This is a genomic window from Microbacterium sp. MYb64 (assembly GCF_002979495.1).
In the GTDB taxonomy this organism is placed as follows: domain Bacteria; phylum Actinomycetota; class Actinomycetes; order Actinomycetales; family Microbacteriaceae; genus Microbacterium; species Microbacterium azadirachtae_A.
On record NZ_PCOW01000006.1, the window covers coordinates 20,802 to 42,266 of the forward strand.

Sequence of the window (21,465 nt, forward strand, 5' to 3'; positions counted from 1 at the left end):
ATGACCTGGATCATCGACAATCTCGGGCTCATCCTCGATCTGACCGCAACCCATCTGCGGCAGAGCCTGATCGCGCTCGTGCTCGGGGTCGTCGTCTCGGTGCCGCTCGGCTGGATCGCCTGGCGGTTCCGGCTGGTGCGCGGACCGATCATCGTGCTCACCGGCCTGCTCTACACGATCCCCTCGCTGGCGCTGCTCATGCTGATGCCCGCCCTGTTCGGCTACCGGGCGACGCTCGAGCCGAACCTCGTCGCAGCGCTCACGATCTACAACATCGCGATCCTGGTGCGTTCGGTCGCAGACGGGCTCGACTCGGTCGATGCCGACGTCCGCCGGGCGGCGACCGCGATGGGCTACGGATCCGGCCGCCGGTTCTGGACCGTCGAGCTGCCCCTCGCCGGGCCTGTGATCCTCGCCGGCATCCGCGTGGCCGCGGTCAGCACGATCGCTCTCGCGACGGTCGGAACGCTGATCGGCGTCACGAACCTCGGCTATCTCTTCACCAACGGGCTGGACCGCCGGCTCATCGAGGAGGTCTTCGCGGGCGTGCTCGCGGTGGTCGTGCTCGCGCTCATCGTCGACGTGCTGCTCGTGCTGCTGGGCCGCGTGCTCATGCCGTGGCAGCGCGCGCCGAAGCGGTCCTCGCTCGGCGCCAGGCCTGCCGTCGTGGCGGGGGGCGCCGTATGAACCTCTTCATCGACGCGATCCGGTGGTTGCTCGATCCCGCGCAGTGGACCGGCACCTACGCGCTCCCCAACCTGCTCGGCCAGCACCTGCTCTACACCGTGGCGTCGGTGCTCGTCGCAGCGGTCATCGCCGTCCCCGCCGGATGGATCATCGGCCACACCGGTCGCGGCAGGGAGGTCGCCGTGGCGATCTCGGGTGCCGCCCGTGCGATCCCCTCGTTCGGCCTGCTGATCCTGCTCGTGCTGCTGTTCGGCGTGCTTCAGATCCCCACCGCGGGACTGGTCACGTTCGTGCTCCTCGCGATCCCCTCCCTCCTCGCGGGCGCCTACATCGGCATCGAGGCGATCGATCCCCGGGTCCTCGACGCGGCCAAGGCGATGGGCATGACACCGTGGCAGGTGTTCTGGAAGGTCGAGTTCCGGCTCGGGTTGCCCCTGCTCATCGGCGGCCTCCGTGCCGCGACCCTGCAGGTGATCGCCACCGTCACGATCGCCGGGTGGGTGAACCTGGGCGGGCTGGGCTATCCGATCATCCAGGGCATCCAGCTGAACCAGTTCGATCAGGTGCTCGCCGGCGCGCTCCTCGTGGCCGCCCTCGCCCTGCTCGCCGATCTCGTGTTCGCGCTCGCACAGCGTGCCGCCGTGCCCGCCGGAGTGCGGGCCTCGGGCGGCGGGCGCACCGAGGGCGAACCCCGACGCCGTGCCCGCGCGCTCCGCGCCGCCCGCAGCTGATCACCTCCGCCGTCCCGCATCCGCAGAACACACAGATCGCCCAAGAACACAGATCGCCCAAGAACACAGATCGCCCAAGAACACAGATCGCCCAAGAGAGGAACACCATGTTCACCGCTCGCATCACCCGGATCGCCGCCGCAGCAACGGCCGCGGTCGCCGTCGCGCTCACACTCAGCGCGTGCGGATCCAGCAACCCGCTCGACAAGCCGAGCGAGAGCAGCGGATCCGGATCCTCCGACACGATCGTGATCGGATCCCAGGCCTACTACTCGAACGAGATCATCGCCGAGATCTACGCGCAGGCGCTCGAGAAGGACGGTATGACCGTCAAGCGCCAGTTCAACATCGGGCAGCGCGATGCGTACATGCCCGATGTGAAGTCGGGCGCGATCAGCCTGTTCCCCGAGTACACCGGCAACCTGCTCGAGTACCTGGGCGGCAAGGCCGACACGAACAGCCCGGACGACGTCTACGCGGCGCTCAAGAAGACCCTCCCGAAGGGCCTCGTCGCGCTCGACTACGCCAAGGCCGCGGATCAGGACACCTACACGGTGCTCAAGTCCATCGCCGACAAGTTCGGTCTCGACTCGATCGCCGACCTTTCCAAGATGACCGGCACGGTCACCGTGGGTGGCGCGCCCGAGTTCGAGAAGCGTCCCTACGGCCCCGCCGCGGCGAAGACCGACTACGGCGTCGACCTGGCGTTCTCGGCGACCGGCCAGACGACGCTCGAGGCGCTGCGCGCCGGCACCGTGCAGGTGGCGGACATCTACTCGGCCGACCCCGCGTTCGAGAAGGGCGACCTCGTCGCCCTCAAGGATCCGAAGAACATGATCCTGTCGTCGAACGTCGTGCCGATCGCGAGCGCGACCGTCTCCGACAAGATCTCGAAGGCGATCAACGCCGTCAGCGCCAAGCTGACCACGGAGGAGCTCGTCAAGCTCAACGTGCAGAGCACGGTGGACAAGAAGCAGGCTCCGGACATCGCCAAGGCCTGGCTCAAGGCGCAGGGCCTGAGCTGACGCCCAATCTCTGATCAGGACGGCCCCGGGATCCGATCCCGGGGCCGTCCTTGTCAACGACCCCGGAGGCGCCGGGGCTACCCGAGATGCCGCGCGAAGAACCTGCCGGCGTCCTCCCCGGCGTGCGCCGGAACGCCGGTGTGCCCGCCGAGGTTGGCCTGCAGGGTCTTCTCGGCGGATCCGAACGCGTCGAACACGTCGAGCGACCGCTGCCGGTCGTTGCCCTCGTCGTCCCACTGCAGCAGCACGTGCAGGGGGATCGTGACCCGCCGGGCCTCGTCCAGGATGCTCAACGGCACGTAGCTGCCTGCGAACAGGCCGGCGGCCACGATCCGCGGCTCGACCAGGGCGAGCCGGATGCCGATCGCGAGCACGCCGCCCGAGTAGGCGACGGGGCCGCCGATCTCGGGGAGGGCGAGCATCGCGTCGAGCGTCGCCTGCCATTCGGGCACCGTCTCGTCGACGAGCGGGAGCACCAGGCGGTCGATCACGTCCTCGCTCGGGCGCGCGCCGGCGTCGAGCGCCCGCATCAGGTCGGCGCGAGCGCTCTCCAGCCCGGCAAGCCGAGGTCGTGCGCCGTTGCCGGGCATCTCGATCGCCACGGAGGCGAAGCCGAGCTCGGCGGCGGCACGGGCTCGCCCTTCCAGCCGCGGACGCATCCGGGCCAGACCGGGCCCGCTCGGATGCCCGAGCAGGATCAGGGGGACGGGATGGTCGGCGGAGGCGGATCCCGGCGTCCAGAGGATGCCGTCGATGCCGCCCAGCGTGAAGTCGCGCTCGGCGATGTCGTCGAGCTGCGGCGCGGAAGAAGCCTGCTCAGAAGCTGTGCGCTTATCTGTGGTGAAGATCAGTTCAGGGGTGATGTTCATGGTCGTGCCTTTCGGGAGTGCGCTGGTACGGCGCTCCCGGACGACCTATCGCCCGACCGTGACCCCGAGGAGGAGCACCCACGTCGAATCGTTCATGGGTATCACCTCCTCATCTCTCGCCGGCACGGCGTAGGCGACAGTAGCACCCCTGCCCGTGTCAGTCGAGGGCGCTCATCACGTGCTTGATGCGCGTGTAGTCGTCGAAACCGTACTGCGACAGGTCCTTGCCGTAGCCCGAGTGCTTGAATCCGCCGTGCGGCATGTCCGAGACGAACGGGATGTGCGTGTTGATCCACACGCAGCCGAAGTCCAGATCCCGGGAGAAGCGCAGCGACCGCGTGTGGTCCTTCGTCCACACGGATGCGGCCAGCGCAAAGGGCACGTCGTTCGCGTAGCCGAGGGCCTCGTCGTCGTCCTCGAAGGACTGGACGGTCAGCACCGGCCCGAAGATCTCGCTCTGCACGGCCTCGTCGTCCTGGCGCATGCCGGAGACGATCGTGGGCTCGAAGAAGTAGCCGACGTCGCCCTGCCGCGTGCCGCCGGTCTCGATCGTCGCGTGCGCGGGCAGGCGGTCCACGAAGCCCTGCACCTGGGCGAGCTGCGCGGCGCTCGAGAGCGGGCCGAAGAACACGCCCTCCTCGTGCGGTGCGCCGGTGCGGGCGTGCGTGCGCACCCGCTCGACGAGGGCCTTCACGAGAGCGTCGTGCACCGAGGCGTGCACGATCACGCGGGTCGCGGCCGTGCAGTCCTGCCCGGCGTTGAAGAACGCGCCGGTCACGATGCCCTCCGCGGCCTTCTCGATCGACGCGTCGGGGAACACGATCGCGGGGGCCTTGCCGCCGAGCTCGAGGTGCACGCGCTTCACGTCGGCCGCGGCCGACTCGGCGACGGCCATGCCGGCCCGGACGGATCCGGTGATCGCGACCATCTGCGGCGTCTTGTGCGCGACGAGGGCGGCGCCGGTGCTGCGGTCGCCGAGCACGACGTTCAGCGTTCCCGCGGGAGTGTGCTGGGCGACGATCTCCGCGAGCAGGAGGGTCGTGAGCGGGGTGGCCTCGGCAGGCTTCAGCACCACGGTGTTGCCGGCGGCCAGCGCGGGTGCGATCTTCCACACGGCCATGTTCAGCGGGTAGTTCCAGGGCGTGACCTGACCGATCACGCCGACCGGCTCGCGCCGCACGTACGAGGTGTGCCCCGCCATGTACTCCGCAGCGGCGCGGCCCTCGAGGCTCCGCGCCGCTCCCGCGAAGAAGCGCAACTGGTCGACGGACTGGTCGATCTCGTCGGCCACGAGGTTCGCGCGGGGCTTGCCGGTGTCCTGCGACTCCAGATCGGCGAACTCCTCCGCACGCGCGGCCATCGCGTCGGCGATCCGGAACAGCGCGAGCTGGCGCGCCGCCGGGGTGGTGTCGCGCCAGAGCGGGAAGGCGGCGGCGGCCGCGGCGTAGGCGGCGTCGACGTCGCTCTGGTCCGAGATCGGGGCCTGGCCGTACACCTGCTCTGTGACGGGGTCGATGAGGTCCATGCGGCCCTCGCCGTGGGCGGCGACGGCGCGCCCGCCGATGAAGTTCTGCAACAGTGCAGTTTCAGACAGTGTGCTCTGCATGGTGAAAAGAATAGGCGAGAATCGACGGAATCGGAAGAAATCTGGATCAGATTCTGCGAAATCAGTTGCAGAGTGCCGTCGGGAATGTCAAGATCGTCACATGAGCGACAAGCCGAAGGTGCCGGTGCTGGACGACGTCTCGAAGCGGATCATCGAACTGCTGCAGGAGGACGGCCGTCGGCCCTACGCCGAGATCGGCCGCGCCGTGGGACTCAGCGAGGCGGCCGTGCGTCAGCGCGTGCAGCGTCTCACCGACAGCGGTGTGGTGCAGATCGTCGCGGTGACCGATCCTCGCCAACTCGGATTCTCCCGCATGGCGATGCTGGGCATCCGCGTCGATGGGGATCCGCGAGTCGCCGCGGAGGCGATCGCGAATATTCCCGAGATCGCATATGTCAACGTGACGCTCGGATCCTTCGACATCCTCGCGGAGGCCATCTGCGAGAGCGACGAGGATCTGCTCGAGCTGATCGCGACCCGGATCCGCACCATCGAGGGCGTCTCGCACACCGAGTGTTTCCTCTACGCAGGGCTCCACAAGGACCTCTACAACTGGGGCACGCGCTGATCCGCTGAGCCTTCTGCCCTCCAGAACCCGGCCGCACGGCGGCGCCAGGGGCGTTGCGTCGCGCCCCGCGAAAGACCACCCACCATCCCGGACAAGGAATCATCATGGGAACGACCGTCTTCGAACGACGGCAGCCGAGCGCCTCGGTCATCGAGCGCTCTCTCGAGAACACCGCGCACGCCGCGTTCTGGATCGACGACATCGAGCGCCCCTCCTACCCGACGCTGTCGGGTGAGGTGCGCGCCGATCTCGCGATCGTCGGCGGCGGATACGCGGGGCTGTGGACCGCGATCCGCGCCAAGGAGCGGGACCCCCAGCGCTCCGTCGTGCTGCTCGAGGCCAACCGGGTGGGCTGGGCGGCATCCGGCCGCAACGGCGGGTTCTGCGAGGCGAGCCTCACGCACGGCGAAGAGAACGGCACGAACCGCTGGCCCGACGAGATGGAGCAGCTCGAGCGTCTCGGGCTCGAGAACCTCGACGGCATCCAGGACACGGTCGAGCGCTACGGCATGGATGTGGACTGGGAGCGCACGGGCCAGATGGCCGTGGCCGTCGAGCCGCATCAGATCGAATGGATGGAGGGCGACGACTTCCTCGACGAGTCCGCCGTCCGGGCCGAGGTCGCCTCGCCCACCTACCTCGCCGGATCCTGGGATCGCACCGGATGCGCGATGGTGCACCCGGCCAAGCTCGTGTTCGAGCTCGCACGGGTCGCCACTGAGCTCGGCGTGCGGATCTTCGAGCGCACCCGCGTCACGGGCCTGAACGGCAAGGGCGTGCAGACCCTGACGGCGGAGAACGGCTCCGTCGTCGCCGACCAGGTCGCGCTCGCCACGAACGTGTTCCCCTCCCTGCTCAAGCGCAACCGCCTCATGACCGTGCCCGTGTACGACTACGCGCTCATGACCGAGCCGCTCACGGCCGAGCAGTACGACGCGATCGGCTGGAAGAACCGTCAGGGCCTCGCCGACAGCGCGAACCAGTTCCACTACTACCGGCTGAGCGCCGACAACCGGATCCTGTTCGGCGGCTACGACGCGGTCTACCACTTCGGCGGCAAGGTGCGCGAGGAGTACGAGGAGCGGCCCGAGAGCTTCCGGCGGCTCGCTTCGCACTTCTTCACCACGTTCCCGCAGCTCGAGGGCCTGCGCTTCACGCACCGCTGGGCCGGCGCGATCGACTCGTGCAGCCGGTTCTGCGCGTTCTTCGGCACCGCGCGCGGAGGTCGCGTCGCGTACGCGACCGGCTTCACCGGCCTCGGCGTGGGCGCGACCCGGTTCGCGGCCGACGTCATGCTCGACGAGCTCGCAGGGCTCACGACGGAGCGCACCCAGCTGGAGATGGTGCGCACGAAGCCCATCCCGTTCCCGCCGGAGCCGGCGGCCTCGATCGGGGTCAACCTCGTGCGCTCGGCGATGAACCAGGCGGACCACAACCAGGGCAGGCGCAACCTGTTCCTGAAGACGCTCGACGCCGTCGGCATGGGGTTCGACTCGTGACCGCCCTGCCCGCCGCCGGCACCGCGGTGGTCGACCTCGTCCTCGCGCACGAGCCGCTGCCCGCGGACGAGGTCGTGGCCGGCGCTCCGACCACGGCGATCGCGGTGCTCGACGACACCGGCGATCGTGAGATCGGCATCTGGGAGATGACGCCGGGCACTGCGTGCGACACCGAGGTCGACGAGCTCTTCGTCGTGCTCTCCGGGCGGGCGACCGTCGTCTTCGAGGATCCGGCATTGCCGGATCTCGAGGTCGGTCCCGGATCCGTCGTGCGTCTCGCCGAGGGCATGCGGACCACCTGGACCGTGACGGAGACCCTGCGCAAGGTGTACATCGCCTGACTCCTCCGGGAGGTCTTCTCCGACGGCGGGCGCAGGAATAGACTCAGCGCGGGGACCTCATCCGCGCGCCCAGGCGGCGCGGCGTTGCGCTACCGACGCGGGGATGACAACCCCCTGGGCTGGGGCTCATCATGTTCGAGAAACTCATGGCGACGGCCGTCCTTCCGGTCACGGACCTCGATCGCGCCAAGCGCTGGTGGCACGACGTGCTCGATCGCGACCCGATCTACACGGACGCCGAATCGGAGAACCTGTTCTACGACGTCGGGGGCGCCGTCGTGCTGGTGTACCGCACCGACTTCGCCGGCACGGCCAAGAACACCGCACTCAATCTCGTGACCGACGACATCGACCGCGACGTGGCGGAGCTGCGCTCGCGAGGGGTCGAGTTCCACGAGTACGACTTCCCTGGTTTGAAGACCGTCGACGGGATCGCGGATCTCGGAGGCGAGCGCGGTGCGTGGTTCAGCGACACCGAGGACAACATCATCGCGATCGGCGAACCGTCGCCCGAGATGATGGAGCGTGTGATGGGCGGGGCGCGCGCGGCCGGCTGAGTCGGGGCGCGGGCGGTGACCTCGGTCCGTCACCGCCCGTGGGCGAGCAGTGCCAGGTGCAGGGCCGACAGCGTCTCGCCGTCGTCGAGATCGGCGCCGAGCAGATCCGCGATGAGGGCGAGGCGCTGGTAGAAGACCGAGCGGGACAGGTGCGAGGCGGTCGCCGCGGCGGTGCGGTTCCCCGGGTGCGCGACCACGGCGCGCAGCACCCTGAGCAGGTCGCCGTCCGTGGCGTCGTCGTGGCGGATGAGCGGCGCGAGCAGCCGCGCACTGTGCTCCTGGAGCCGGTGATCGCCGCTGAGCTCGGCGGCGAGGCGCGCGAGGGGGCGGTCGGCGACGCGCAGCACGGATCCGGGCGCGGCCTGGCGGGCGAGGCGCCGCACGACGGGGATCGCGGCGAGCAGCTCGGCCGTCGTCGCGGCGGGATCGCTGACGGCGCCCGGATCCAGGTCCGCGACGAGCGGATCCGGCAGCCGCGCACCCGCGGGCAGCGACACGAGCAGGATCCGCTCGGATCCGACTTCGGCGGTCAGGGTGCGGACGTCGGCGACGGTCCGTCCGTCCGCGTCCGCGTTCGCCTCTGCGGCCCGTGGCCCCGACACACCGGCCGTCGACACGGCCACGTACAGCGCGCGCCCGCGCACGGGGAACCCCGAAGCCTCCAGGCGCGCCTCGACGTCGGCGACCGTCACGTACCGCTCGCCGAGCAGCGCGGCGATCAGTCCCTCCGCGCGCAACCGCGCCCAGGCCCCCTCGCCGTCCGCGAGCCGCGAGAGCGCGAGCGCCGTGGCGGCCTGCTCGAGCACGGTCGCCGGCCCCGCGGGGTGCGGTGGTCCTGGCAGCGCGATCAGCTCGCCCCAGCGCGTGCCGCGGGCGGCGACCGGCACGCGCGTCCACTCCGGCGGCAGCCGACGCGACCGACCGGGCCAGCCGTCGAGCACCTCCGCCTCGGCGAGGTCGAACGGGTCGGCGACCACGACCTCGTGCGCGAGGTCCTCCAGCACGACCGGCGCCCGCAGCGCTCGCGCGGTCTCCCGCACGACCACCTCGACCGGCGCTCCGCGCAGGCTCAGCCCGGTGAACAGCTCGTGCAGCCGCTGCCGCTCCTGCAGCGCCTCGACCTGCCCGGCGATGATGCGGCGGTGCACCTCCTCGGTGACCGCGACGAACTTCACCTCGCGGTCGAGGGTCACGAGCGCGAGGTCCCGCGCGCGGCATGCGGCGACCAGTGGTGGCGGCACCACCGCGAACCGGGTGCCGAGCTCCAGCACGATGCCGGCGAGGCCCGCATCGGCCAGCTCGTCGACGAGCCGGGTGAGCGCATCGGCCGCACCGGGCCAGCCGGCGCCCGTCGTGAGCAACAGCTCCCCGCCGTCGAGCAGGGCGGCGACCCGCTCGCTGTCCGACACGTGCACCCAGCGCACCGGCACCTCGACGGATCCGGCCAGCACCTCGGGGATCCCGGCCTGCAGCGAGGCGACCACGAGAGCGTCTGCGACGGTCGGGAGCCCGGGGTCGCCCTTCGTCTCGCTTCGCTCGCTCAGGGACCGGTCTGGCGCGCGAGGCGAGCGGTTCGGACGATCTGTCCGATCGGCGGGGAAGTCGAGACGATCTGCGGGCACGGATCCATCCTCCCCTTTGCCAGCATGGGAGAGCAAGCCCGCGGACGCGTCCGATCAGAGTGTCCGGATCCGCGTCCTGAGTCCCCGAATCCCTGACCCGAGGAGCATCACGTGACTGTGATCCGCCACTTCATCGACGGCGCCGACACCGGCGAGACCGAGCGCACCGGCCCGGTGTACAACCCTGCGACCGGCGAGGCCCACCGCACCGTCGCCTTCGCGAGCGCCGCCGAGGTCGAGCAGGCCATCGCAGCAGCCAAGGCCGCGCTGCGGGCCTGGCGCGCGACGAGCCTCATCAAGCGCGCCGACGTGTTCTTCCGCCTCCGCCAGATCCTCGCCGAGCGGACGCCCGAGCTGGCCGCGATCGTCACGAGCGAGCACGGGAAGGTGCTCTCCGATGCGGCCGGCGAGGTCTCCCGCGGCATCGAGAACGTCGAGTTCGCGGCCGGTCTCGTCCACCTGCTCAAGGGCGAGCGCGCCGAGCAGGTCGCGCGCGGCGTCGACGTGCACTCGGTCAAGCAGCCGGTCGGCGTCGTCGCCTGCATCACGCCTTTCAACTTCCCCGTCATGGTCCCGCTGTGGATGGTCGCCTCGGCGATCGCCTGCGGCAACACGGTCGTGCTGAAGCCGAGCGAGAAGGACCCGTCCGCGGCGATCTGGCTCGCGAAGGCCTTCCAGGAGGCAGGGCTGCCCGATGGCGTGCTCAACGTCGTCAACGGCGACAAGGTCGCTGTCGACACCCTGCTCGACTCGCCGGACGTCAAGGCGGTCAGCTTCGTCGGATCCACCCCGATCGCGAAGTCGATCTACGAGCGCGCCTCGGCGAACGGCAAGCGCGTGCAGGCCCTCGGCGGCGCGAAGAACCACATGGTGGTCATGCCCGACGCCGACATCGACGGCGCCGCAGCCGCCGCGGTCTCCGCCGCCTACGGCTCGGCCGGCGAGCGCTGCATGGCCGTCTCGGTGCTGGTCGCCGTGGGCGAGATCGCGGATCCGCTGATCGCGTCGATCACCGAGAAGGTGCAGAACCTGCGCATCGGCGACGGCACCGACGCCGCGAGCGAGATGGGCCCGCTGATCACCCGCGAGCACCGCGACCGCGTCGAGTCGTACGTCACGGGAGCCGCGGGCGAGGGCGCCACGGTGCTCATCGACGGCACGAAGCGCATCGCCGCCGGCGAGCGTCTCGACGAGAACGGCTTCTTCACCGGCATCAGCCTCATCGACGGCGTGAAGCCCGGCATGAAGCTCTACGAGGACGAGATCTTCGGCCCGGTGCTCGGCGTCGTCCGGGTCGACAGCTACGCGGAGGCCGTGGAGCTCGTGAACGCCCACCAGTTCGGCAACGGCGTCGCGATCTTCACCCGCGACGGGGGCACCGCCCGCCAGTTCGAGTTCGACATCGAGGTCGGCATGGTCGGCGTCAACGTGCCGATCCCCGTCCCGGTGGGGGCGTTCTCGTTCGGCGGCTGGAAGGCGTCGCTCTTCGGCGACTCGCACATCTACGGCCCCGAGTCGGTCCACTTCTACACGCGCTCCAAGGTCGTCACCACGCGCTGGCCCGACAACACGCCGGCGCAGGTGGACCTGGGCTTCCCGAGCAACCACTGACGCGGAAAGGATCCGAGACCATGAGCACCCTCACCGACACCGCTCGCCTCACCGACCGGCACGGCGCTGTGCACGCGCTGCCGGCTTCCGAGGCCGAGGCGCAGGTGCGCGCTGACGACCGCGCGCACGTGTTCCACTCCTGGAGCGCGCAGGCGCTCATCGATCCTGTACCCGTCGCGGCGGGCGAGGGATCCACGTTCTGGGACTACCAGGGCAACGCCTATCTCGACTTCTCGAGCCAGCTCGTGAACCTCAACCTGGGTCACCAGCAGCCCGATCTCGTCGCCGCGATCCAGCAGCAGGCGGGTCGCCTGGCGACCATCCAGCCGTCGATCGCGAACGACGTGCGCGGCGAGTTGGCCCGGCTGATCGCCGAGGTCGCGCCCGAGGGCATGGAGAAGGTGTTCTTCACGAACGGCGGCGCCGACGCGAACGAGTATGCGGTGCGCATGGCGCGCACCGCGACCGGGCGCCGCAAGGTGCTGTCGATGTACCGCAGCTACCACGGCTCCACGGCGACGGCGATCTCGCTGACCGGCGACCCGCGGCGCTGGGCGAACGACTCGGTCGACAACGGCACGGTGCGGTTCTTCGGCCCGTACCTGTACCGCACCGCGTTCCACTCGACGACGCTGGCCGAGGAGTCGCAGCGCGCTCTCGAGCACCTCGAGCAGACGATCCAGCTCGAGGGCCCGAACACGATCGCCGCGATCATCATCGAGACGGTCGTCGGCACGAACGGCGTGCTCGTACCGCCGCCGGGCTATCTGCAGGGCGTGCGCGACCTGTGCGACCGCTACGGCATCGTGTACATCGCGGACGAGGTCATGGTCGGCTTCGGCCGGCTCGGCGAGTGGTTCGGCATCGACGCGTTCGACGCCAAGCCGGATCTCATCACCTTCGCGAAGGGCGTGAACTCGGGCTACGTGCCGCTCGGCGGCGTCGTGATCTCCGACCGGATCGCCGCGGCGTTCGACAACGTGTCCTTCGCGGGCGGGCTCACGTACTCCGGCCACCCGCTGGCCTGCGCGGCCGGAGTCGCGACGTTCGAGGTGTTCCGCCGCGACGGGATCCTGGAGCGCGTGCGCGACCTCGGCGCCCGGATCGTGCAGCCCACGCTCGAGGCCTGGGCCGAGAAGCACCCGAGCGTCGGCGAGGTGCGCGGACAGGGCCTGTTCTGGGCTGTCGAGCTCGTGCGCTCGAAGAAGACCCGCGAGCCGCTCGTGCCGTTCAATGCGGCCGGCGCCGATGCGGCGCCGATGGGCGCGTTCGCCGCGGCGGCGAAGAAGGGCGGCGTGTGGCCGTTCACGCACTTCAACCGCATGCACGTCGCGCCGCCCCTCGTGATCACCGAGGACGAGCTGGTCCGCGGTCTCGCCGTGCTCGACGAGGCCCTCGACGTCGCGGACTCGCACACCGACTGAGCCGCGCGGAGCTGCTCCGGATCCCGTCCCGTCTTGGGGCGGGATCCGTTCGGTTCGGGGAGGGCCTTCTCCCGTTTTGGGGCTGGCTCCCGTTTTGGGGCTGGTCCATCTCCGGTTTGGGGCTGGTCCATCTCCGGTTTGGGGCGTGATTCGACGTTTTGGGGCGCGTGACGTCACGTTCTGCGGGCGTGGTGCGCCCCAAAACGTGGGAGTGCGCCCCGAACCGGCCTCGGGCGAGCCGGAACCTCGTCGTCAGACCGCGACGGGATCCGGATCCGCGACGCGGTCGACCCGCCAGCCCTCGTCGATGCGGTGCACCGTGGAGACCGACAGGTTCGCGGGGCCGGTGGCGAGGTGTTCGAGGTCGGCGCCGAGGCCGTGCAGCAGGGTCAGGATCGTGATGCCGCTGGTCACCACGAGCACCTCGGATCCGGCGCCGGCGACGTCGTGCAGCGCTGCGGTCGCGCGCCGGGCGACGTCCGCGGGGGCCTCGGCGAGCGGATCCTTCGCGGCGAGGGCGTCCAGCGTCGCGATGAACGGATTGTCGGCCGCTGCGTGCGCCTGCATGAGCCGGAAGAACTTGCGGGCGCGCACCGCCTCGAGCCGCCCGAAGCACAGCTCTCGCCAGCGCGGATCCGGCTCCGCCTGCAGCTCGGATCCGGACGCGTCGAGCAGTCGCGCCGCGGTCTCGCGGTGCCGGATGCCGTCGCCCGAGAACGCGGCGTCGAATTGGATCCCGGCGGCGGCGAGGTCGAGCCCTCGAGTCGTCGCCTGCTCGCGGCCGAGCGCGGTGAGCGGCGCATCGGACCAGCCCTGCATCCGCTCCGCCTCGTTCAGCATGCTCTGCCCGTGCCGCACCACCCAGATCCGCGTCATGGTTTCAGCCTAGGTCGCCCGGCTTTGGGGCGGATCCAGCCGTTTTGGGGCGGATCCTGCCGTGTTTGAGCGATGGGACGCGCCCCAAAACCGTGAAGTACGCCCCAAACCGAGCGGCCCTGAACGGAGCGGCCCCGAACGGAGCGGCCCCGAACCGACAGGCCCCGAACCGACAGGCCCCGAACGGAGCGGCCCTGAAGTGCCAGGCTGAGCACGCTCAGGCCAGCACAGCCAGCCCGCCAGCCCGGCCCGGTCAGTCAGGCCGGCACCGGCACGGAGTCCAGCAGCAGGCGGGTGTACTCGTGCTGCGGGTTCGTGAGGAGCTCGGCCGTCGCGCCGCGCTCCACGATCTCCCCGCGGCGCATCACGAGGGTCTGCTCGCAGACCCTGCGCACCACAGCCAGGTCGTGGCTGATGAACAGCAGCGTGAGGCCCTGGCGGCGGCGGATATCGGCGACCAGGTCCAGCACCTGCGCCTGCACCGAGACGTCCAGCGCGCTGGTCGCCTCGTCCATCACGAGCAGGTCGGGCTCGATCGCGAGCGCACGGGCGATCGCGACGCGCTGCCGCTGCCCGCCGGAGAGCGTCTTCGGGCGCGCCACCGCGTGCTCCTCGCCGAGGCCGACGGCCGTCAGCAGTTCGAGCGCGCGGGCGTTCGCCGTGGCCTTGTCGAGTCCCGCGTGCAGTCGCAGGGCGTCGGCGACGGCCCGCCCGGCGGGGATCCGCGGATCCAGGGACAGGTACGGATCCTGGAACACCATCTGCACGCTCTTCGCGCGGGCGAGGCGCTCCTCGCGACTCTTCGGCACGCTTCCGGCGTCGCGTCCGCCGATCCGGATCGTGCCGGTGTCGACCTGCTCCAGCCCGACGATCATGCGGGCGAGCGTGGACTTGCCGGATCCGGACTCACCCACGACCGCGAGCGCCCCGCCCGCCGGGATCCGCAGCGTGGCATCGGCCACCGCGTGCACCTCGCCGCGCCCGCGCACCCGGTACGTCTTCGAGACCCCGCTGACCTCGACTTCCCGCCCTTCCCGCGAGACTCCATCTCCGCGACGAGACTGCGGCTCCTGAGCGCTGTCTCGTCGCCCAGTTGCAGTCTCGCGGTCAGGGATCACTGCGATGTCGCCGGTCAGGCGGGGGGTCGCGGCGACGAGGCGGCGGGTGTACTCGGCCTGCGGGGCGCGCAGCACCTCGAGGGCGGGGCCCTCCTCGACCACGGCGCCGTCCTTCATCACCACCAGCCGGTCGCACAGGGATCCGGCGAGGTTGAGGTCGTGCGTGATGAACAGCATGCCCATGCCGCGCTCGGCGCAGAGCTCGCGGAGCACCTGCACGATCTCGGCCTGGGTGGTCACGTCGAGGGCCGTGGTCGGCTCGTCGCAGACGAGCAGGCGGGGCGAGGTCGTCAGCGCACCCGCGATCATGACGCGCTGCAGCATGCCGCCGCTCAGCTCGTGCGGATGCTGGTCGAGGTGCTCGGCGGGGGAGGGGAGACGCACGTCCGCGAGCAGCTCGGCGGCGCGAGCCCTGGCCCGCGACCGGGACCAGCCCTCGTTCAACCGCAGCGCCTCGGTGAGGTGATCGCCGATCGTGCGCATCGGGTTGATGCCGGCCCTCGGGTCCTGGAACACCATCGCGGCGTCGGCCCGGCGGATGCTCCGCAGCGTCTCGGGGGCGAGCGGCGAGCGGCCGTCCACCGAGACGGATCCGCCGATCTCGGCCCGGTCGGGAGTGAGCCCGAGCACGGTGCGCGCGGTGAGCGATTTGCCCGATCCGGACTCGCCGACGAGGCCCACGGTCTCGCCGGGCGCGACGGACAGCGAGATCCCGTGCAGCAGGCGGGTGCCGTCGGCGAGGTCGAGCGTGAGCTCGCGGATGTCGAGCAGAGCGGTCACGGACGACGGTGCTGACGTGTCGAGAACTGCGGATCCGGTCATGCGGGGATCTCCCCTCCGATGCGGTCGGAGAGGTCCTCGCCGACGATGTTGACGGCGATGACCACGAGCACCACCACGATGGCGGGCGCGATCGCCGGGAGGAACTGTCCGGCGGCGATGCCGGCCTGGGCTTCGTTGATCATCGCGCCCCAGTCCGCGGTCGGCGCCTGCACCCCGAGGCCCAGGAAAGACAGTCCTGCGAGCTCGGCGAGCACGTAGCCGAAGTTCAGCGTCGACTGCGCGCCCACGATCGGCGCGACGTTCGGCAGCACCCTGCGCTGCGCGATCCACGCGCCGCCGAAGCCCTGCACGCGGTACGCGGCGACGTACGGGCGGGTGCGCTCCGCCGCCACGAGCGAGCGGGTGAGCCGTGCCACGAACGGCGCGTACGAGATGCTCATCGCGATCACCGGCGCGATCAGGCCCTTGCCGAACAGGGCGACGGCCATCATCGCGATGAGCAGCGACGGGAAGGCGAACAGCACGTCGAAGATGCGGCCCAGCACGGCGTCGACCCAGCCGCCGCGCCAGCCGGCGACCAGGCCCAGCAGGATGCCGAGGATCGTGGAGAACACGACGACGAGCAGCGGGCCCAGCAGGGCCGTGCGCCCGCCCCAGATGATCCGGCTGAGCAGATCCCGGCCCAGCGAGTCGGTGCCGAGCAGGTGCGCGGCCGACGGCGGGGCGTAGAACGCGGTGAAGTCCACCGCGTCGGGATCGTACGGCGAGACCCAGGGGGCGAGGATCGCGGCGAGCGTCACGATCGCGAGCACCACGATGCTCGTGATCACGATGCCGCGTCCGCGCATCTTCTTCGGCATGCGCAGCACGCGCACGGCGAGGGTGGGGGCTGAGGAGGTCATCGTGCTCCTGCTCCGGCAGCGGATCGGGGGTCGATCCAGGGTTCGAGGATGTCGATGATCGCGTTCACCAGGACGAACGCGGTGACCACGAGCAGGACGATCGCCTGCACGACGGGGAAGTCGAGCCGGTCGACCGAGCCGACCAGCAGGGATCCGATCCCGGAGAGCCCGAAGGCCTGCTCCACGATCGAGCTCGCGACGATGAGACCGGCCACGAGGGGGCCGGACACCGTGAGGATCGGGCCGAGCGCATTGCGCAGCACATGCCGGCGCACCACGGCGATCCGCGGGACGCCGCGCGAGACGGCGACCTCGACGTGCTCCCGGTTCAGCTGCTCGACCATCGCGGATCTGGTGACCTTGCCGACCAGCACGATGAACACGATCGCGAGAGCGATCGACGGCAGCACCAGGTGGAACGCCGTGTCCCAGAGTCCGGATCCGGATCCGAAGGAGGGGAACCAGCCCAGCTGCACGGAGAAGATCGAGATGAGCACGATGGATCCGACGAACGACGGGATCGCACCGAGCACGGTGAGGCCGATGAGGATGCCGCGGTCCGCCGCGCGTCCCTTGTTCAGGGCCGCGACCGCGCCGCCGACGAGGCCGACGACGGCGATGATCGCCCCGGCCATCACGACCAGCATGAGGGTGACCGGCAGGCGGTCGCCGAGCACGGTCGTGACGTCCTGCCGGAACTGCAGCGAGCGGCCGAAGTCGCCGTGCAGGACGCCCCCGATCCAGCGCAGGTACTGCTGCCACGGCGGCAGGTCCAGGCCGTACTGGGCGGTGACCTCGACGATCGCCTCGGGCGAGGGCTTGCGCCCGCGCAGGAGGAACCGGATCGGGTCGCCCGGCACGAGGAAGCGGGAGAAGAAGACGAGGAGCGAGGCGAGGAAGAGGGTGAGCAGGAGCCCGCCCAGCTTCCCCGCGACGCGACGAACGGTGCTCATCGGATCCGTGCTGTCCTGTTCTCGGCGCTGCGCTCAGCGCGAGCCGGACTCATCGCTTGCCGATCTGGGCGGCCCACGGGTAGTACAGGAACGCCATCGACGGCTGCAGTCCCGTGATGCGCTTGCCCAGGAACAGCGGCAGCGGGCCCGCGGCGAGCGGCAGCCAGGGCAGCTCCTCGTTCGCGATCTGCTGCGCCTTCGCGGTGAGCGCGCTGCGCTCGGCCGGGTCGAACGTGCCGACGGCCTTGTTGACGGTGTCGTCGAACTCCTTGTCGCTCCAGCCGCCGTAGTTGCTGAAGTCGCCGGTGCGCAGCACGCCGTACATCTCGAGGGCATCGGGGCTGGAGAGGTACCAGACCGTGTAGAACAGATCCACGCCCTCCCTGGCGCTCGGGTCGCTGAACAGCGCCGTGTACTGCGCGGGGGTCACCGTCTTGATGGTCAGCTTCAGGCCGATCGACTGCGCGGCGGCCAGAGTGGCCTGGGAGACGACGGAGAAGTCGTTGCCGATCGGGGCGGTCACGTAGACGAGCTCCTTGCCCGTCGCGCCGGCCTCCTCGACGAGCTTCTTCGCCTTCGCGAGGTCCTGCTGGTAGTGCGTGACGTCGTCGAACGCCGTCTTGGTCGCTGCGTCGGAGGCGGATCCCCACACCAGCTTCGTGGTCAGCACGTCGCTGACCTCGCCGATGTTCTGCGAGGCGGCCTTGAGGATGCCCTTGCGGTCGAGGGCCAGCATGAGCGCCTGACGCACGCGCTTGTCGCCCAGCGTGCCCTTCATGTCGCTCACGACGAGGTTGCTCGTCGCGCTCGACGGCGCGTACAGGACGTCGCCCTTGCCCGAGGCCTGCAGCTGCGAGGCGGCCTCGAGAGGGATCATCCAGGATCCGTCGACGTTTCCGGACTTCAGCGCGTTCACGCGCGCGGTGGCGTCGGGGATGATCGCGAACGTCATCTTCGCGGACTTGGCGCGCAGGTCCTTGTCCCAGTAGCCGTCGTAGCGGGTGAGTGTGAGCGATTCGCCGGACTTCCACTGCTGGAGCTGGAACGGGCCGGTGCAGTTCACCCCGCCGGTCGAGTTGCCGTAGTCCTTGCCCTTCGCGGCCAGCGTGGCGGCCGATTCGATGACGCCGGCGGATCCGCCCATCCCCAGGTTGAACTGGGAGTCGGGGATCTTCGTCTTGACCGTGACCTCCATCGGCCCGGTCTGCGTGATCGATTCGACGTTCTGATAGACGGAGAACCAGGCGGATCCGACCGCGGGGTCCATGATCCGCTGCATCGAGGCGACCGCGTCGGCGGCGGTCAGCGGGGTGCCGTCGTGGAACGTCACGCCGTCGCGCAGCTCGTACACCCAGGTGAGCGGATCGGGGTTCGAGAAGGACTTCGCGAGTCCCGGGCTCAGCGAGTAGTCGGGGTTCAGTCGCAGCAGCGACTCGCACACGTTGGCGAGCACCTGGTTGTCGGGGTAGTCGAACGCGTACGCGTAGTCGAGCGTCGCGGGCTCGGCGTAGAGCGCGAAGGAGTAGGAGTCGAGGTCGCCGGTGGCGGCGGCGGTCTTCGTGGTCAGCTTCCAGTCGGACCCGGCGGATCCGGTGGAGGTGCCGCTCGCGCTGCCGGAGCAGGCCGTCAGGGAGGTCGCGGCGATCAGCACCGCGGCGCCGACGGCGACGGCGGACCGGCGACGGGCGCGGACGCGGGGGAGGCGGGTTCGGGTCATGACAGCTCTCCTTCGAGCTCGGTGCGGGCGGTGCTCTCGGTCGTGGGTGCGGCCTCCGCGGTGGCGAGGGCGCTCTCGGCGGCGTACACCCGGCGTCCGTCGATCCAGGTCTGCACGACGCGGCTGCGGAAGATCTCCTCGACCGGCAGGTCGAAGGGCGACGGATCCAGCACGACGAGGTCGGCGCGGAAGCCGGGGGCGATGGTTCCGGTGTCGTGGTCGCGGTGGTTCACGTAGGCGGAACCGGAGGTGTACGCGGCCATCGCGGTCGCGAGGTCGAGGCGCTGGTGCGCACCCGCCAGGGGCTCCCGGTCGGATCCCGGGGTCGTGCGGTTGACGGCGATGTGGAGCGCGTCGACCGGGGAGGCGCTGGACACCGGCCAGTCGCTGCCGGCCGCGAGGCGAACGCCCGCGCGCACGAAGTCGCCGAACGGATACTGCCGCGCCTCCTGGCCTTCCTGCAGGTACGGCAGGGTGAGCTCGTCGAGCTGGTCCTCGTGCGTGGCCCAGAGGGCCTGGAGGTTCGCGATCGCGCCGAGCTCCGCGAACCGCGGAACGTCCTCCTCCGCCACGATCTGCAGGTGAGCGAGGTGGTGGCGGCCGTCGGTGGGGCCGTTCGCGTCGCGGGCGTCCTGCAGCGCATCGAGCGCCTCGCGCACCGCGCGGTCGCCGAGCGCGTGCATGTGCACCTGCTGGCCCGCCGCGTCGAGCGCCGTCACGTATTCGCGGAGGTGCTCCGGATCGATGAAGCTCAGGCCGTGGTTGTGCGTGTCGTGGCCATGCGCGTCGCGGTACGGCGTGAGCATCGCGGCGGTGTGGTTCTCCGCTACGCCGTCGACCATGATCTTGGTGGTGCCGAGTTCGAGGCGCTCGGGGGATCCGAGGGCGGCGATGCGGTGGCGCTTCGCGACCATGCGCTCGACCTGCTCGATGCCGCCGTCGCGCTCCCACCACTGCGCGCCGGTGACGTGCACCGCGAGTGTTCCCTCGGCGAGGGCCTGCTCGTAGGCCGTGAGCGGATCCGGCACCCCGATCGCGCTCGATCCGACCATCGCGTCCTGCCAGCCCGTGATGCCGAGGGCGATGAGCTCCTCCTGGGCGCGGAGCAGGCCGCGGTAGCGCAGGTCTTCGCCGGTCACAGGTCGCGCCGTGTTGAAGAGCTCGCCGGCGCCCTCGTGGAACGTGCCGGCGGGGTGGCCGTCGGCCTCGCGGATGATCACGCCGTCGGCGGGATCCGCGGTCTCGCTCGTGATGCCGGCGCGCTCGATCGCCTCGGTCGAGGCCCAGATGCTGTGGTGGTCGCGGCTGGCCAGCAGCACGGGACGTCCGGGGGCCGCGGCGTCGAGCAGGTCGCGGGTCGGGTTGCCGCCGGGGAAGCAGTCCATCGACCAGCCGCCCCCGAGGATCCACTCCTCGTCGGGGTTCGCTTCGGCGTAGGCGCGCACGGCGTCGACCGCCTCCTCAGCGGTTCCGGTGCCGCTGAGGTCGCACTGCAGCAGCTCGACGCCGCCGCCGACCGCGTGGATATGGGCGTCCTGGAAGCCGGGGCTCAGCAGGGCGCCGCGCAGGTCGATGAGCTCGACGGATCCGCCGGGTTCTGCGCCGATGATCGCGGCCAGCTCGGACTCGGGCACGATCCGGTCGATGCGCTCGTCGCGCACGATGACGGCCTGGCCGAGCAGGGGGGATCCGGATCCGGTGAATACCGATCCGCCGTGGAAGACGCGCGTCGTCATCATCCGCCTTTCGTCGTTGAAGCAGGGCCGAACGGCCGTGGGATGCGACAAAGCTAGCCAGAGTCAAAGGCGATGTCAACAGTGTTGACTAAAGCGATGACAGCACGTTGCGGGCGTGGCACGATAGAGGCAGGAGGGGATATGCCATCGAAGAGGGCCCGCCGCGGCGGGGATGTCGACGACGCGGTGCCGATGCGCCCGCGTCTGGACGCGGGCGTGATCGTGTCGGCGGGGCTGGAGCTGGCGGCCTCGGGTGCGACGACGATCTCGGTGCGCGAGCTCGGCACGCGGCTCGGCGCGGATCCGACCGCGATCTACCGGCACTTCCGCAGCAAGGACGACCTGATGCGGGCGCTGCTGGACGACATCACGCTGCGCGCCGTCCGGAGCGTCGACCTGCCGGTCGAGGACTGGCAGGGACGCCTGCGTGCGCTGGCGCGCGCCACGCTGGATCTGTATTCGCAGTACCCCGCGGTCGGTGCGGAGGCCACCACGCTCACCACGCACGGCCCCGGCGAGCTCGGCGCGATCGAACTCATGCTGGAGGCGTTCACCACCGCAGGCCTGGATGAGGCCGGCGTCGTGCGCCACTATGCGCTGATGGCCTCGCACGTGCTGTCGACCGCGGCGGGCATCGCCCGGGCCAGAGCCGACCGCGGCGACGGGGACCTCGACGGCCCGTGGTTCGACGAGCCGCCGCTCGCGGATCCGCGCAGCCACCCCCGCATCGCCGCGCACACGGTCGCGCTCGCCTCGCTGCGCGACCGCGATCTGTTCTTCCTCGGGGTCGATCTCGTCCTGGAATCCGCAGAGCGCGCCGCCCGCTGACGGTGTCGTCCG

19 protein-coding genes are annotated in these 21,465 nt (G+C 70.5%); 10 read left to right on the forward strand and 9 right to left on the reverse strand.

The features are described 5' to 3' along the window. The 3 genes from CQ044_RS07515 to CQ044_RS07525 all read left to right on the forward strand — a co-directional run bounded on the left by CQ044_RS07515 (position 1) and on the right by CQ044_RS07525 (position 2,443). On the forward strand, positions 1–687 hold the full coding sequence (locus tag CQ044_RS07515) for an ABC transporter permease (protein WP_105687892.1): 687 nt from the start codon (positions 1–3) through the stop codon (positions 685–687). Further along, positions 684–1,418 carry an ABC transporter permease gene (locus CQ044_RS07520; protein WP_105687893.1) on the forward strand — a complete coding sequence of 245 codons (735 nt, stop codon included), beginning with the start codon at positions 684–686 and terminating at the stop codon, positions 1,416–1,418. Before CQ044_RS07515 ends, CQ044_RS07520 begins: the two co-directional genes overlap by 4 nt. A 107-nt stretch (positions 1,419–1,525) precedes the next feature. Continuing rightward, positions 1,526–2,443 carry an ABC transporter substrate-binding protein gene (locus CQ044_RS07525; RefSeq protein ID WP_105687894.1) on the forward strand — a complete coding sequence of 306 codons (918 nt, stop codon included), beginning with the start codon at positions 1,526–1,528 and terminating at the stop codon, positions 2,441–2,443. A gap of 77 nt (positions 2,444–2,520) precedes the next feature. On the opposite strand, the gene CQ044_RS07530 is transcribed toward CQ044_RS07525, so the two are convergent. Then, positions 2,521–3,312: an alpha/beta hydrolase gene (locus CQ044_RS07530; RefSeq protein ID WP_105687895.1), complete on the reverse strand. Its 792-nt coding sequence runs from the start codon at positions 3,310–3,312 to the stop codon at positions 2,521–2,523. A gap of 157 nt (positions 3,313–3,469) precedes the next feature. Then, positions 3,470–4,918: an aminobutyraldehyde dehydrogenase gene (locus CQ044_RS07535; RefSeq protein ID WP_105687896.1), complete on the reverse strand. Its 1,449-nt coding sequence runs from the start codon at positions 4,916–4,918 to the stop codon at positions 3,470–3,472. 100 nt (positions 4,919–5,018) lie between these two features. Between CQ044_RS07535 and CQ044_RS07540 the strand changes: the two genes are divergently transcribed. The 4 genes from CQ044_RS07540 (at position 5,019) to CQ044_RS07555 (ending at position 7,883) form a co-directional block, all read left to right on the forward strand. Further along, positions 5,019–5,486, forward strand: coding sequence for an Lrp/AsnC family transcriptional regulator (locus CQ044_RS07540; protein WP_045271571.1), 468 nt, complete (start codon positions 5,019–5,021; stop codon positions 5,484–5,486). A 104-nt stretch (positions 5,487–5,590) separates the two neighbouring features. Next, on the forward strand, positions 5,591–6,985 hold the full coding sequence (locus CQ044_RS07545) for an FAD-binding oxidoreductase (RefSeq protein ID WP_105687897.1): 1,395 nt from the start codon (positions 5,591–5,593) through the stop codon (positions 6,983–6,985). Further along, positions 6,982–7,326, forward strand: a complete 345-nt coding sequence (locus CQ044_RS07550; protein ID WP_105687898.1) for a cupin domain-containing protein — start codon at positions 6,982–6,984, stop codon at positions 7,324–7,326. The genes CQ044_RS07545 and CQ044_RS07550 overlap by 4 nt, the downstream gene beginning before the upstream one ends. Before the next feature lie 131 nt (positions 7,327–7,457). Next, the gene (locus CQ044_RS07555; protein WP_045271574.1) at positions 7,458–7,883 is read left to right on the forward strand and encodes a VOC family protein; all 426 of its coding nucleotides are present in this window, start codon (positions 7,458–7,460) and stop codon (positions 7,881–7,883) included. Positions 7,884–7,912: 29 nt separating this feature from the next. On the opposite strand, the gene CQ044_RS07560 is transcribed toward CQ044_RS07555, so the two are convergent. After that, entirely contained in the window at positions 7,913–9,505 is a 1,593-nt protein-coding gene (locus tag CQ044_RS07560; protein WP_258133196.1) for a PucR family transcriptional regulator, read from the reverse strand. A 111-nt stretch (positions 9,506–9,616) separates the two neighbouring features. Here CQ044_RS07560 and CQ044_RS07565 point away from each other — a divergent pair, with 111 nt between their 5' ends. Together CQ044_RS07565 and CQ044_RS07570 are read left to right on the forward strand one after the other, a co-directional pair. Further along, positions 9,617–11,116, forward strand: coding sequence for a CoA-acylating methylmalonate-semialdehyde dehydrogenase (locus CQ044_RS07565; protein ID WP_105687899.1), 1,500 nt, complete (start codon positions 9,617–9,619; stop codon positions 11,114–11,116). 20 nt (positions 11,117–11,136) lie between these two features. Beyond that, on the forward strand, positions 11,137–12,540 hold the full coding sequence (locus CQ044_RS07570) for an aspartate aminotransferase family protein (RefSeq protein WP_105687900.1): 1,404 nt from the start codon (positions 11,137–11,139) through the stop codon (positions 12,538–12,540). Positions 12,541–12,792: 252 nt separating this feature from the next. Here CQ044_RS07570 and CQ044_RS07575 read toward each other — a convergent pair whose 3' ends face one another. The 6 genes from CQ044_RS07575 to CQ044_RS07600 form a co-directional block, all read right to left on the reverse strand. Continuing rightward, positions 12,793–13,416 carry a histidine phosphatase family protein gene (locus CQ044_RS07575; protein ID WP_105687901.1) on the reverse strand — a complete coding sequence of 208 codons (624 nt, stop codon included), beginning with the start codon at positions 13,414–13,416 and terminating at the stop codon, positions 12,793–12,795. A 257-nt stretch (positions 13,417–13,673) separates the two neighbouring features. After that, positions 13,674–15,356: an ABC transporter ATP-binding protein gene (locus CQ044_RS07580; RefSeq protein WP_105687902.1), complete on the reverse strand. Its 1,683-nt coding sequence runs from the start codon at positions 15,354–15,356 to the stop codon at positions 13,674–13,676. Beyond that, complete coding sequence (locus CQ044_RS07585) at positions 15,353–16,219, reverse strand: ABC transporter permease (protein ID WP_105687903.1); 867 nt, start codon at positions 16,217–16,219, stop codon at positions 15,353–15,355. Before CQ044_RS07585 ends, CQ044_RS07580 begins: the two co-directional genes overlap by 4 nt. Then, the gene (locus tag CQ044_RS07590) at positions 16,216–17,172 is read right to left on the reverse strand and encodes an ABC transporter permease (RefSeq protein WP_105687904.1); all 957 of its coding nucleotides are present in this window, start codon (positions 17,170–17,172) and stop codon (positions 16,216–16,218) included. The genes CQ044_RS07585 and CQ044_RS07590 overlap by 4 nt, the downstream gene beginning before the upstream one ends. A 49-nt stretch (positions 17,173–17,221) precedes the next feature. Beyond that, a complete protein-coding gene (locus CQ044_RS07595; protein WP_105687905.1) occupies positions 17,222–18,889 on the reverse strand; it encodes an ABC transporter substrate-binding protein in 1,668 nt (555 codons plus the stop codon). Beyond that, entirely contained in the window at positions 18,886–20,625 is a 1,740-nt protein-coding gene (locus CQ044_RS07600; RefSeq protein WP_258133197.1) for an amidohydrolase, read from the reverse strand. Before CQ044_RS07600 ends, CQ044_RS07595 begins: the two co-directional genes overlap by 4 nt. Positions 20,626–20,766: 141 nt before the next feature. Between CQ044_RS07600 and CQ044_RS07605 the strand changes: the two genes are divergently transcribed. Beyond that, positions 20,767–21,453 carry a TetR/AcrR family transcriptional regulator gene (locus CQ044_RS07605; protein ID WP_219844933.1) on the forward strand — a complete coding sequence of 229 codons (687 nt, stop codon included), beginning with the start codon at positions 20,767–20,769 and terminating at the stop codon, positions 21,451–21,453. Positions 21,454–21,465: the final 12 nt, after the last annotated feature.

Bases quoted from the DNA above. Each gene is read 5' to 3' on its own strand.
- CQ044_RS07515 (WP_105687892.1), top strand. From the start codon at position 1: ATGACCTGGATCATCGACAATCTCGGGCTCATCCTCGATCTGACCGCA.
- CQ044_RS07520 (WP_105687893.1), top strand. From the start codon at position 684: ATGAACCTCTTCATCGACGCGATCCGGTGGTTGCTCGATCCCGCGCAG.
- CQ044_RS07525 (WP_105687894.1), top strand. From the start codon at position 1,526: ATGTTCACCGCTCGCATCACCCGGATCGCCGCCGCAGCAACGGCCGCG.
- CQ044_RS07530 (WP_105687895.1), bottom strand. From the start codon at position 3,312: ATGAACATCACCCCTGAACTGATCTTCACCACAGATAAGCGCACAGCT.
- CQ044_RS07535 (WP_105687896.1), bottom strand. From the start codon at position 4,918: ATGCAGAGCACACTGTCTGAAACTGCACTGTTGCAGAACTTCATCGGC.
- CQ044_RS07540 (WP_045271571.1), top strand. From the start codon at position 5,019: ATGAGCGACAAGCCGAAGGTGCCGGTGCTGGACGACGTCTCGAAGCGG.
- CQ044_RS07545 (WP_105687897.1), top strand. From the start codon at position 5,591: ATGGGAACGACCGTCTTCGAACGACGGCAGCCGAGCGCCTCGGTCATC.
- CQ044_RS07555 (WP_045271574.1), top strand. From the start codon at position 7,458: ATGTTCGAGAAACTCATGGCGACGGCCGTCCTTCCGGTCACGGACCTC.
- CQ044_RS07570 (WP_105687900.1), top strand. From the start codon at position 11,137: ATGAGCACCCTCACCGACACCGCTCGCCTCACCGACCGGCACGGCGCT.
- CQ044_RS07575 (WP_105687901.1), bottom strand. From the start codon at position 13,416: ATGACGCGGATCTGGGTGGTGCGGCACGGGCAGAGCATGCTGAACGAG.
- CQ044_RS07580 (WP_105687902.1), bottom strand. From the start codon at position 15,356: ATGACCGGATCCGCAGTTCTCGACACGTCAGCACCGTCGTCCGTGACC.
- CQ044_RS07585 (WP_105687903.1), bottom strand. From the start codon at position 16,219: ATGACCTCCTCAGCCCCCACCCTCGCCGTGCGCGTGCTGCGCATGCCG.
- CQ044_RS07590 (WP_105687904.1), bottom strand. From the start codon at position 17,172: ATGAGCACCGTTCGTCGCGTCGCGGGGAAGCTGGGCGGGCTCCTGCTC.
- CQ044_RS07595 (WP_105687905.1), bottom strand. From the start codon at position 18,889: ATGACCCGAACCCGCCTCCCCCGCGTCCGCGCCCGTCGCCGGTCCGCC.
- CQ044_RS07600 (WP_258133197.1), bottom strand. From the start codon at position 20,625: ATGACGACGCGCGTCTTCCACGGCGGATCGGTATTCACCGGATCCGGA.
- CQ044_RS07605 (WP_219844933.1), top strand. From the start codon at position 20,767: ATGCCATCGAAGAGGGCCCGCCGCGGCGGGGATGTCGACGACGCGGTG.